10 protein-coding genes are annotated in these 12,080 nt (G+C 34.6%); 3 read left to right on the top strand and 7 right to left on the bottom strand.

Going from position 1 to position 12,080, the window contains the following annotated elements; translation table 11 throughout:
- Nucleotides 1–26: 26 nt before the first annotated feature.
- Together WAK64_RS05130 and WAK64_RS05125 are read right to left on the bottom strand one after the other, a co-directional pair.
- Nucleotides 27–1,277 carry an ABC transporter permease gene (locus WAK64_RS05130; protein ID WP_336585870.1) on the bottom strand — a complete coding sequence of 417 codons (1,251 nt, stop codon included), beginning with the start codon at nt 1,275–1,277 and terminating at the stop codon, nt 27–29.
- Entirely contained in the window at nt 1,270–2,169 is a 900-nt protein-coding gene (locus WAK64_RS05125; protein ID WP_336585869.1) for an ABC transporter ATP-binding protein, read from the bottom strand. Before WAK64_RS05125 ends, WAK64_RS05130 begins: the two co-directional genes overlap by 8 nt.
- A 179-nt stretch (nt 2,170–2,348) precedes the next feature.
- Between WAK64_RS05125 and WAK64_RS05120 the strand changes: the two genes are divergently transcribed.
- A complete protein-coding gene (locus WAK64_RS05120) occupies nt 2,349–2,534 on the top strand; it encodes a YhzD family protein (RefSeq protein ID WP_336585868.1) in 186 nt (61 codons plus the stop codon).
- 202 nt (nt 2,535–2,736) lie between these two features.
- Here the strand turns inward: WAK64_RS05120 and WAK64_RS05115 are convergent, their stop codons facing one another.
- The 4 genes from WAK64_RS05115 to WAK64_RS05100 form a co-directional block, all read right to left on the bottom strand.
- Nucleotides 2,737–3,531: an enoyl-CoA hydratase gene (locus WAK64_RS05115; RefSeq protein ID WP_336585867.1), complete on the bottom strand. Its 795-nt coding sequence runs from the start codon at nt 3,529–3,531 to the stop codon at nt 2,737–2,739.
- A 136-nt stretch (nt 3,532–3,667) separates the two neighbouring features.
- The gene (locus WAK64_RS05110) at nt 3,668–5,281 is read right to left on the bottom strand and encodes a long-chain fatty acid--CoA ligase (RefSeq protein ID WP_336585866.1); all 1,614 of its coding nucleotides are present in this window, start codon (nt 5,279–5,281) and stop codon (nt 3,668–3,670) included.
- Nucleotides 5,282–5,549: 268 nt separating this feature from the next.
- Nucleotides 5,550–7,043 (bottom strand): coproporphyrinogen III oxidase, encoded by a 1,494-nt coding sequence (locus tag WAK64_RS05105; RefSeq protein ID WP_336585865.1) that lies wholly within the window; start codon nt 7,041–7,043, stop codon nt 5,550–5,552.
- Nucleotides 7,044–7,226: 183 nt separating this feature from the next.
- Complete coding sequence (locus WAK64_RS05100) at nt 7,227–8,093, bottom strand: Cof-type HAD-IIB family hydrolase (RefSeq protein WP_336585864.1); 867 nt, start codon at nt 8,091–8,093, stop codon at nt 7,227–7,229.
- A 152-nt stretch (nt 8,094–8,245) separates the two neighbouring features.
- Between WAK64_RS05100 and WAK64_RS05095 the strand changes: the two genes are divergently transcribed.
- On the top strand, nt 8,246–9,382 hold the full coding sequence (locus tag WAK64_RS05095; protein WP_336585863.1) for an MFS transporter: 1,137 nt from the start codon (nt 8,246–8,248) through the stop codon (nt 9,380–9,382).
- Nucleotides 9,383–10,154: 772 nt separating this feature from the next.
- Here WAK64_RS05095 and WAK64_RS05090 read toward each other — a convergent pair.
- The gene (locus tag WAK64_RS05090) at nt 10,155–10,616 is read right to left on the bottom strand and encodes an NUDIX hydrolase (RefSeq protein WP_336585862.1); all 462 of its coding nucleotides are present in this window, start codon (nt 10,614–10,616) and stop codon (nt 10,155–10,157) included.
- A gap of 722 nt (nt 10,617–11,338) precedes the next feature.
- On the opposite strand from WAK64_RS05090, the gene WAK64_RS05085 reads away from it, so the two are divergent.
- Complete coding sequence (locus WAK64_RS05085; RefSeq protein WP_336585861.1) at nt 11,339–11,983, top strand: isochorismatase family protein; 645 nt, start codon at nt 11,339–11,341, stop codon at nt 11,981–11,983.
- The last annotated feature ends 97 nt before the right edge of the window (nt 11,984–12,080 follow it).

The following is a 12,080-nucleotide window of genomic DNA, read 5'->3' as shown; positions in this document are numbered from 1 at the left end:
TTAATTTCTACATTACCTTAGGTAAGTTATTTTTTTGTAAGCTGTAATGCTTTACGAATATCTTTTAAGGAACTTGATTTCCCGTAAATTAATACTCCACCGCGGTACACTTTGGCTCCAAATATTGCTAAAGCAATAATTGTACCAACTAAAATGGAGATGGAAAGCCCTATTTCCCAAACAGGTATGTTTAGCATACCAATTCGAAGGAACATGACCATTGGTGTAAAGAATGGGATGTAAGACGTAATAGTGACAAAAGAAGACTCTGGATTAGAAAGGCCAAACATGGCAATAAAGAAACCAATCATGATTAAAAAGATCATCGGCATCGACATTTGTTGAACATCTTCCACTCTACTTACTAATGAACCTAGTAAAGCAGCCAATGTCGCATATAAAAAGTACCCTAATAAGAAAAAGACAATGGCATAAATAATGGTTTGTGGTGGGGTATTAGAAAAGCCCATAAATTCAAAGAAGCCACCGGACAAACCATTCTCACCTTTCGTGAGAGCAAAATAGCCAAGTCCTAACCAAATCGTCATTTGGGTTAAACCGAGTAAACCTATCCCTAGTATTTTTGCAAACATTTGTTGCACTGGGGATACACTGGAAATTAAAATTTCCATTACTCGAGAGGATTTTTCATTGGCTACATCCATTGCAATCATTTGGGCATATAAGATCACCGCAAAGTAAATAAAAAACAATAGTACATAAACAAGTCCTCGTGCTTGATTTAATTCCTCTTCCGTTTTCGCATCCTCAGCTAAAGCTATCTTTTCAAAAGGCGCAACCGAATTGAGTATTGCTAAATTTTCACTTGATAGATCGAGCTTTTGAGCTGCTAATGTGGAACGAAGGGCTTGTAGACTTTGTTGAAGGTCATTTACTACAGCAGAATCGGTGACAGATACCGCTTTATACGTTCCTTGTGGAAGACCCTGGTCATCGTAGGATAGCAGTAAATATCCTCTATACTCGCCATCCTCTACTTTATTTTCAAGTGTTTTTTCATCACTTGAGGATTCCTCTAAAACAATATCATCGGTAATTACTTTCACATTTTCACTAAACGTCGAATATAGTTCATTTGTATCATCTAAGACAGCGATTTTTTCTTTTTCTTCTCCATTGTCAAAAAGAGATGTTATTTTATCAAAGTTTGATAATAATAGAATCCCTGCCGCAACAATAATGGTTGTTATTAAAAATTGTTTTGATTTAAATTTTGTTATGTATGCTTGAGATATCATAATCCAAAAGTTATTCATACGAATCACCTACTTTTTCAATAAAAATATCATTTAGAGAAGGTTCTTCTAACTCAAATTTAGTAATAAAGCCCTTACCTACAAGATTTTGCAGTATGTCTTGAGCAATATCTTCTTCTTCTATTTGAATCTGTACCCCAAGTGCATTTTCTCGATATTTTTCCACTCCACGGATGTCCTTTAAAAAGGATAAATCAAAATTGGCATGGATTGTTACATTTTTCTTTCCGAAGGAACGCTTAATTTCTTTCAAATTCCCATGAAGAACCGGCTTACCGTGATGCATGATGCATAAATGTTCACATAACTCTTCCACATGCTCCATCCGATGTGAAGAAAACACAATGGTTGTCCCGCGATTTTTAATATCAATGACTGCATCTTTCAGCAGTTCTACATTTACTGGATCTAAACCACTAAAAGGTTCATCTAAAATTAATAGCTCTGGTTTATGAAGAATGGAAGCAATAAATTGAATTTTTTGTTGATTGCCTTTAGAGAGGTCTTCTACCTTTTTTTCAGCATACTCAGGAACATTAAAGCGATCGAGCCAATAAAGCAGTTCTTTTTCGGCAGCTTTCTTATCCATTCCACGCAACCTTGCTAAATAGACAACTTGCTCCTTTACCTTCATCTTTGGATAAAGTCCTCGTTCTTCAGGTAAATAACCAATTTTTGAACTTGTCTCATAACTAATTGGTTCATTATTCCAAAGAACCTTTCCTTCTGTAGCATCTAATAATCCAAGAATCATACGAAATGTTGTCGTTTTCCCTGCACCATTCGCACCTAAAAAACCAAACATCTCTTTCTCTGGAATACTCAATGACAAGCCATCAACAGCTGTGAAACTACCGAATTGCTTTGTAACATTGTTTATGGTTAATGTCATCTCCTACTTCCCCCTTTTCTTTTTTCTTATATGAATATATCAAAGCTAAATTCTATTATCTAGTAATATTACCAATTTTGTGTTTTAAACTAAAAACGAAATTTCTCCTTTCCAAATCGTCTAAATTATGCAAAAATAACGGTAGATTCACTCACTTTTTATATAAAGGGGCTAGGATAATGAAAGTGTATAAACTAACCGTATTTGAAAAAACAGGTGAAAAAATATTCGAAGAAAGCGTTGAAGCTCTAAATGACTCCGAAGCAAAAGGAATAGGAGAAAAGCTTTTAGAAGAAAAAGGATACGTTGAGAAAACTCATCGTTTTACATCTCCTACTGGCAAGCTATTATTATTTCACATATAAACACCCTTAGTGATGAACTAATGTCTAGGTCATTATTTTCCTAGTAAAAAGAGCTTCTGCTAATAACAAGCTTTTTTACCGAAGCTTGCTTTAAGATGATTCAAAAATCTCACAGTACTGAGCTACTGTGAGATTTTTCGTTGTCAATTCCTAAATAGGGATTGCCTATTGTATGTTACAAAGTATACTTGCTTATCAGGTATTATTCGCCTATAAAATTAGGCTTTCTTTTTTGAATAAACGCTTGGACACCTTCTTTATGGTCCTTCGTTGTTCGCATTATCCATTGACCTTCTTTTTCCATTTCTAGCATTTTTTCTAAAGTAGATTGGTGATTCTCTGTAAGAATTTGTTTTGTTTTTATCATCGCTTGGAGTGGACTGTTTAAGCAAATCATTTTATACTTCTCAATGGCTTGGTCTAATTTACCTGACGCTACAACTTCGTCAACAAGCCCTTTCATTAGTGCTTCTTGTCCACCGATTACCTTTCCACTCCAAATCAATTGCTTTGCTTTTGCTGCTCCTAAGCGTTGTTCCATGAAGAAATGACCACCGCCATCCGGAATTAAGCCAATGCCGATAAAATTCATCGCTAGCTTACTATCCTCTTCACTAATGATGTAATCACATGCTAGTGCAACGGAAAAACCTAACCCTGCAGAAGCTCCATGAATCCCAGCTACAGTCACCTTAGGCATTGTGTATAAGGTAACAGCTATATCACTAATGATATCCATAACGCTGTGGAACTGTTGTTCAGACGCCATCGCAAGCATTTCTTTGATGTCTCCACCTGAAGAAAAAGCTCCACCTTTTCCTTTCAAAATTAAAACCTTAATACTATCGTCTTTTTTTACTTCCTTTAAACAAATTAATAGCTCTCTGAGTAAAGAAATATTCATCGCATTAAGCGACTTTGGTCGATTTAACTCGATTGTTGCAACCATTCCCTCTAGCGTGACGTGCAATGTTTCATAATCTAAATTTGTTTTCATAATTTCTCCCTCCCATAATTCAAGAATAGCTTAAATTGACATGTAAATAAACAAAATTTTCAAAATTAATGAATTGTGGTTCATTTTTTTTTAGCGTTATACCCTTTTTTAAAAAAATAATGTTTTTTATGTCGAATTATACTTTATTGAGGTGATTTTTCACTTGATCGCGCAACGCACGTTTTAAAAATTTTCCTACAGAGGTCTTCGGAATCTCTTTCATAAATAGAATATCATCTGGTAGCCACCATTTAGCAAACTGCGGTCGTAGAAATTCCATTAGTGTTTCCTTACAGACAGAATCTTGATATCCATCCTTTAGAACTACACAAGCAATTGGCCTTTCCTGCCACTGTTCGTGGGGAATCGCAACCACAGCCGCTTCAAAGACAGCTTCATGTGCCATGAGAGAATTTTCTAAATCGACAGATGAAATCCATTCTCCTCCGGATTTTATGAGATCCTTCGTTCGGTCTACAATTTTGATATATCCTTGCTCATCAATTGTGACAACATCTCCTGTATACAGCCAACCATCACGAAAAGCATCGCCCGTTCGATCATCATTATAATATTCGGAGGCTATCCAAGGTCCTCTTAATGCGAGCTCTCCCATTTCTTTTCCATCCCACTTCACTTCCCCGTCTTTACCTACAATTTTCATATCAAGACCTGGGACGAGCATTCCTTGTTTTGCTTTTATATCCATTCTCTCTTCCATTGAAAGCGACTCTTGACTACTATTGCTAACTGAAATAAGAGCCATTGGACTCGTCTCCGTCATGCCGTAAGCATGGAGAAATGGAATATTATACTTTTGTTCAAAAGCTTCAATCATACTTCTTGGAGCAGCTGAACCTCCGCATAAAACGCCCCGTAAGCTAGATAAATCATAAGGATTTTCTTCGATTTCCTTCAATAACCCTAACCAAATAGTTGGTACACCTGCCGTGAGAGTCACCTTGTACTCTTGAATAAGCTCTGCTAGAAGTTTCGGGGTAAAATATGGTCCCGGTAAAACTTGAGTCGTACCAAACCACATACTTGCAAATGGCATTCCCCAGGCATTCACATGAAACATAGGGACGACCGCCATCGCAATATCTTTTTCTGACATTCCTACAGTATCAGCTAAACCAAGCGCCATACTATGAAGGAAAATTCCACGGTGTGAATAAATAACACCTTTCGGATTACCAGTCGTGGCACTTGTGTAGCAAAGTCCAGCTGGTGTATTCTCATCTAAGTCTTCTATAAAAGAATAAGTTGGATCTCCGTCAGTTAGTAAATCTTCATAAAAATAGACAGGAGAAAGACTTGTTTCAACTTTTTCTTGATCCGTCATAATGATATAACCTTTAACGTTCCGAAGTTTGTCCTTTATTTTTTCGAGCAATGGAACGAGATCGGCATCTACTAACAAAAATCGATCTTCCGCATGATTAATAATATAAATGATATGCTCAGGAGATAATCTAAAATTTATCGTATGAAGAACAGCTCCACTACATGGGACCGCAAAATATGCTTCCAAATGTCTGTGGTGATTCCATGCTAATGTCCCAATTTTATCTCCTTTTTGCACACCTAATTGATGTAACGCACTCGCAAGCCTTCGTGTGCGCTCTACAATCTCCTTATAGGTAAAAGATTGTACACCACTTTCCGTTCTTGAGATTACTTTTTTCTTTGGAAAATATTTTTCTGCTCTATCCATCATTTGCGTCAATAACAAAGGAGTCTGCATCATTTATTCATCTCTCCCCTTTCGAAAACGCTTTCTTTTTACTACTTTGATTGAATTCTACAAAAAATCCAAATTTCCTTTTTAGTAGAAAGAATATTCAGAACTTAAAACAAAACTTTGATTAATATTTCTAAGTTGATGGGGAAAAAGAAAAAACACCTCTAAATGATCAATACTCAAACGATCATTCAGAAGTATTTTAGAAGCATGATTTATATTACTATAACAAGGATTATGCGATAGGGAATGTGCTGTTTTTTCACACTTATTATTAAAATAATTGATTTAAAATGTCTATTTTCTTTTCCGTATATTCTTTGAAACCTTCATTATATGATTTTGGATCTTTTGGATTCGCAAAATGGGTAATCTTCCCTGTAGAGGGATCAATAAATTTTGATGCGGCTCCACAACCAATGCCAATAATTGTTTGAACTTCTTCCATTATCATAATGTTATAAATGCTCTCTTGGCCCATTAGTGAATATCCTACGTTTTCTAAATTCCCTAATATATTCTTTTGTCTATACAAGTAATACGGATGATAGTTTTCCTGTTTCGTCCAACTTTCAGCCATTTCCATCATTTTTTCAATCTCATACCGAGGTGCTACTTTATATTTTTCTTTGTTCTTCGTCATCTCAGAAGCACGTTTAAACGATAGTGTATGAACCGTTAATGATTCAGGCATTAATTTTTCGGTTTCATTTAAAGTATGCTGAAAATCCTTCGTTCCTTCTCCTGGGAGTCCAATGATTAAATCCATATTAATGTTGTTCATTCCCATTGAACGCGCGAGGTGATACTTATCAACTGTTTCCTCTACCGAATGATGGCGTCCAATGGCTTTTAAAGTATCATTGCTATAAGACTGAGGATTAATGGAAATACGATCAATATTCCATTTTTTTAACACCTTTAATTTATCTGGTGTAATTGTATCAGGACGTCCTGCTTCTACTGTAATTTCACGCACATTTTTAACGTCGGGAAAGGACTCAAACATCTCTTCATAAAGCATATCCATTTCTTCAGCCGTAATAGATGTAGGCGTTCCTCCACCAAAATAGATTGTCGTAATGGGAATACCTTTTTCTTTTAACCATTTTCCCATTTCACGTATTTCGTAATGAAGACCAACTAAAAATGAATCAACCTTTCCTTGTTTGCCTTGAATAGCATAAGCAGGAAATGTACAATAAGCACATTTTGTTGGACAAAAAGGGATGCCAATGTAAATACTCACTTCATTTTGAAGGTCATATAAATCTGGAACTACTTCCAACTGCCGATTAACAATTTTTTGCATCAATTCTATTTTTTCATCTGTTAATAAATAGTTGTCCTTTAATTCTTGATGAGCTACCTCTTTTATAACACCAGCTTTTACTTTATTGTGGAGGAGCTTAGTTGGTCTAATTCCTGTTAACACTCCCCATTTTTGAATAATGCCCGTATCCTCTTGTAACACCTTTACAAATACTTGAGAAACAGCATTTTTTATTTTTTTAAACTGCTCTTTTTCTGAAAGGGCATCTATATTATTTGCCTCAAATGAAGCCTTAAACTTCTTTTCAGAATCCTTTGTTATTAAAATAGCGGTTGCCTGTAGCTTTTCTTTTGTTGAAAGACAAAGGTCCACGGTTATATCTGCATCCTCTGCCTCTCCAAGTGTAACAATACTTTCTTCAAAAAATAAATTCGCTATAAGTTGTAACGGCCTTTGAAGTCGTTCATCCGCTATACCCTTTATATAAATTTTCAAGAGAATCACCTTTCACATAATTAAACTCTTTATTGAGTGTACAAAAACAATTCAAGATGGTCAATTATCCAATTCAAGGCAATGACCTTAGGATTCACTTAAGGCTTCACTCGATATAACATTACCTAAAGATTTTCTCAATAAAAAAAGCAGAGAAAAATCTCTGCTTTTGCACATTACTTTTTATTTTAATAAGTTAAGCTTTTTAAGAAATTCGATTGGTTGCTGCTTTCGAAAGCATTCCTTAATCATATAGGCTACACCGTTATCACGATTAGAGCGGGTAATCCAATCTGCTTTTTTCTGTATTCTATAAGAGGCACTTCCCATTGCTACTCCTTGCCCAGCCCATTCTATGCTAGGCAAATCACATTCTCCTACTCCAATCATAACTACTTGTTCTCTTGACACACCTAACTGATCACATAAGAAGATAAGACCGTTGAGCTTTGATACACCTTTCGCAACGATTTCTATACGACAAGCATCACTAACATAAACGTCGATTTCATCATACATACCTTTAAGAACTTTCATAACTTTTATAGCTTCTTTTTGGTGCTCAAAAACAACATCTATTTTTGTTGGGCTTAATTGATGGTCTATTAAATATTCAGAGATGGATTCAACATATTGGTTCGCCGAAATAAAGCGTGAATCGCGCTGCCATACTCTCTTCCCCAAAATACTTTCCGGTAGCTTTGCCTTATTCATAACCGCATTCTTTTCATCTGCTAAACGAATTTGGCAGGAAAAAGTAGATAAAAGCTGAACAAGTTCATTCGTAAGTGGACCTTTTATTTTTTTCATATAAATAGGTTTCCCTATCTCTGTACTAATGTAAGCACCTTGATGCGTAACAAGATGACCTTTTATTTTGAGCGCTTTCGCTACTTTTTTTGCTGCTGGAAAGCTTCTACTTGTAACAAGTGTTACATATATTCCTTTTTCTTGAACATATTCAATTGCTTCCTTCGTTTCCTTATTTATTTTACCATTAGGCTGAATTAAAGTATCATCAATATTCATTGCCAATAGTCGATATATCATCGCTGTTCCTCCTCCTATAGATGCTTTTACTTTGTATACTTGTATGACCGAGCACGGAAGGTTAGAACTTATTAAACAATGATTTAAAACGAAGTTTCTTTTCTATATACTAGTATGAATAGATTACTATTTTTATTTGAAGGGTGAATATTTTGAGAACACAAACATGGTTATCTTACCAGTTTTTCTCCTTTTTCTTTACTTGGGGAGTATTTATGCCTTTTTGGACTGCGTGGTTAGTTGAAAGTAAAGGTTTTTCCATTTATGATGCTAGCACATTGATTGCTGTTAGCTTTATCACTCGGTCGCTTTCCACCTTTTTTATTTTTCCCTACATAAGTAAATGGGTTTCTTTGACAAAGCTTTCAAAAGGATTCAGTTTATTTACTTTCATTATCCTTTTCCTTTTTCTTCCCCTCAATAGCTTTGAGAGCATGTTAGGAGGGATTATCTTATTAAGTCTTATCTATCCATTAATGATGCCACTAACGGAGAGTACAGCATCTATTTTAATGAAAAACGATCATATATCTTATGGGAAAAGTAGACTTTGGGGTTCGATAGGGTATACAGTGGCTCTTCTTGTCACGGGTATCGTTATTTGGGCTTCAACAGAAGATAGTATTTTTATATTAATGCTTTTAGGAACTTTCTTTATGATGTTTGGAACATTTTTCGCTGCTCCCCCCTCTTTAAAGAAGAGAGAGCATCGTCATTCCCACTCTTATAAAGACTTATTTGTCTCTAAAGAATTTATGCTTGTTTTACTTGTATGTATTTTACTTCAAGGTTCTCATGCCTCTTACTACAATTATGGGGTTCTATACTTGCAAGAATTACAAATCAGTAGTATTTGGATAGGGGTCATATTAAATATTGCCGTCCTTGCTGAGATCGTTTTTTTCGCTAAAAGTGATGCTTACTTTGGAAAAGTTCCAGTTTCATTTTTATTAGTAATCGCATCGATGGGCACCATTATCCGATGGTCCGTCATTTACGCTTTTCCCTATACATCTATTTTCATTCTGTCTCAAGTTCTTCATGCTGTCACATTTGGCGTTGCCCATTATGCATTTATTCGCTTTATTAATGACAAGCTAGACCAGAAACAAATCCCCTCTGCTCAAGGAATTTATGCATCCATTGGAATGGGGTTAACAACAGGGTTATTATCATTTTTTGGAGGATACTTATATGAAATTGAACCCGTACTAGCTTTTTTAGGGATGTCAGTAGTAACAATACCATGCCTTGTTATTTCTATTATTTTATATGTAAAGTTTAAATAAAGCGATTATATAAAAATACTAAATTTAACACCTAGGGCAAGAAGCTATATTTGTTACTCGTTTGCGTGCGGGTGGGGTTGCCGAATGTGAAAAGACGTTTACAAAATGGTTAGGCTGTAGTAAAAATCTAATTACACAATCGTGGAGAAATTATAATTGCTAAAATAGACATAAAAGTGTCCATTTATGGGAGGCAGATAACAAAATTTACTTTAAAGTGAAAACAAAACTGCTATTAGATATGCCTTTGTTTTCTCTTTTAAACTAACGCTTCTCGTTTGTTTAATAATTTTCATCCAAAAGTAGAAGCCACTAACTACTTCCCAAAAGAAAAAATGCAATTTGAGTTACAACGTAAACTGCAAACTCAACTGGAGTGAGTTTCCTTTCCCTCTTGATTTTCTTAAAATGAAAATAATAATAAATTGCACATACGATCAACACTACTCAAGATACTTGAAAGATAATTTCTAATAAGCCAATTCAATCACAACTATCACCCTCTCTTATGTCCCGATTGTTAAAACAGAAGCAACACTCTTAAACAAACCTGCTCGTTAGTTAAAAAACGTCCATCTATATTTTAACATAAAATTCCATATAGTCTTTTTTAATGTCTTAACCCACAATATTAAAAAGAAGCCATTAAGAAAAAAATTAACTAAAATGGCTTCTTCTCATGAAGATTAAAGATGACTTCCATAAAACAATTTAATTTCTATCTTTGATTTTCCACAAGCGCATGTAATTATTGAGCACTTGATTTCAATAGTTACTTTAAGGATAACTTTTCATTATCTATGTAATGCTCAATAAACCCTCGATATTCATCAGTTAATTCTTTTGGTAAATGACACATTGAAAAGTACTCTATTTTTTCTGACTCATTATAATCAATTTTCATATCTCCACTTATATCACTAGAATAATAAACAGCTGTTACCGAATATAATTCGTCACCATTTGGCACTTTTAAGTAATATTCAGAACCAGAAAATACATTAAGTAATTTTAAGTTTTCGACTATTAATCCCGTTTCTTCAAAAACCTCTCGTTTCGCAACTTCTTCAAAACTTTCTCCTAAATCCATTAAACCACCTGGTAACCCCCAACATCCATCATGTCTTTTTTGCAATAACACTTCATTTTGTTCATTTAAAATAATAACAACTGATCCAGGTAAAATAAGCGGTTTATGTCCGACATACTGTCTTAAATATTTATAGTATTCCATTTATTGCTTCTCCTTCGTTATCATTCAACAATAGAATCCTTCCTATAGCCTTAAGGAATTTCCAAGTCTCATTTGCGTCTCTTCAATATGTATTAATTTTTTGACCCTCTCACCACTAAAATCACGAGTGTTCTTGGCCCATTAATAAATACTTTGTTACATTCACTTTAGCATACCACGACAAGCTACCTTCTCAAGTTTATCAATTGGTACACGAAAATAAGCAGCCTAAGTCTTAAATACTCGATTCTGAATAACAAAGGTGAATAATCGCATTTATACCTTATTTAGTTGAAGATTAAAATATAAATAAATACAGTGCTATTAAGTATAAAAGGATATACACTACAGAGCCTATTCTTCCAATAGTCGTAATACACCCTTTGTCTTCTCTTAAAAAAATTAAATATAAAATGCTCAAAACCACCATCAGTAGATACAATGGTGAAACAGCAAGTTGTGCAAATTCATTTGACATAATCATTCACCTTTTTAAAATATGGATTTCTTATTTTATCACTTGTCGTCGTTCAGAACTCAATGTAAATTTGACCAAATTAACTAATGAGTTAAATGAATTTATTGACATTAGAAAAATTACCCTATATAATTATCTCGAATTAAAGATATTTTAATTCGAGATAATTTTTCTTTCGTTTAGGAACTTCTGTAACCTAAAGCAAAATGGTTTACCAATAACTATATTTTAGGAGGAAATGAAAATGAGTAATTTACCATCAACGTTTATTGATCCAAGTGATGCAGTTTTACTTCTTATTGATCATCAGAGCGGTCTATTTCAAACAGTTAAGGATTTAGATGTACCAACACTTAAAAGACATGTGAAAGCATTGGTCAAATTAGCTAAAGTTGCAAATATTCCAGTAGTTACAACAGCTTCAGTACCAGAAGGACCGAATGGACCACTTATCCCTGAAGTTAGCAATATTCCAAATGCAACATACGTACCACGTAATGGGGAAATTAACGCATGGGATAACCCAAATTTTGTGAAGGCTGTAGAGGATACCGGAAAGAAAACGCTAATCATTGCTGGTACATGGACTAGTGTTTGTATGGCATTCCCAACGCTAAGTGCTTTAGCAGAAGGTTTTCAAGTGTATGATATTATAGATGCATCGGGAACAACAAGTGATATGTCAAAAGATATTACACTAGCTCGAATGGTTCAAGCAGGGGCTGTTCCTGTAGATACAGTTTCATTTGTCTCTGAAGTTCAAAGAACTTGGAATCGACCAGATGCAGAAGAGTTTGCTTCTATTTATGCAGAGTTAGTTCCTAATTATGGTTTACTAATAGAAAGCTATGGAACAGCTTATGAAGAAGGAAAAAAATCAAGTGAATAAATGGTGATATACAAGGGAGGGAGAATTCAAGTTCTCCCTCCTTTTTCTTATTTCTCCTGAAATAAAACCGGAATTTCATAAGTTTATTGTGGGAATT

Origin of the sequence: Bacillus spongiae, assembly GCF_037120725.1 — a bacterium.
GTDB classification, from domain to species: Bacteria; Bacillota; Bacilli; order Bacillales; family Bacillaceae_K; genus Bacillus_CI; species Bacillus_CI spongiae.
The sequence above is the reverse complement of the archived record's forward strand: the minus strand, read 5'-3'. Positions and strand labels throughout refer to the sequence as shown.

Excerpts from the sequence above, each read along its gene's own strand:
- WAK64_RS05120 (WP_336585868.1), top strand. The coding sequence starts at position 2,349 with ATGAAAGTGTATAAACTAACCGTATTTGAAAAAACAGGTGAAAAAATA.
- WAK64_RS05090 (WP_336585862.1), bottom strand. The coding sequence starts at position 10,616 with ATGGAATACTATAAATATTTAAGACAGTATGTCGGACATAAACCGCTT.
- WAK64_RS05100 (WP_336585864.1), bottom strand. The coding sequence starts at position 8,093 with ATGATATATCGACTATTGGCAATGAATATTGATGATACTTTAATTCAG.
- WAK64_RS05125 (WP_336585869.1), bottom strand. The coding sequence starts at position 2,169 with ATGACATTAACCATAAACAATGTTACAAAGCAATTCGGTAGTTTCACA.
- WAK64_RS05130 (WP_336585870.1), bottom strand. The coding sequence starts at position 1,277 with ATGAATAACTTTTGGATTATGATATCTCAAGCATACATAACAAAATTT.
- WAK64_RS05110 (WP_336585866.1), bottom strand. The coding sequence starts at position 5,281 with ATGATGCAGACTCCTTTGTTATTGACGCAAATGATGGATAGAGCAGAA.
- WAK64_RS05085 (WP_336585861.1), top strand. The coding sequence starts at position 11,339 with ATGAGTAATTTACCATCAACGTTTATTGATCCAAGTGATGCAGTTTTA.
- WAK64_RS05115 (WP_336585867.1), bottom strand. The coding sequence starts at position 3,531 with ATGAAAACAAATTTAGATTATGAAACATTGCACGTCACGCTAGAGGGA.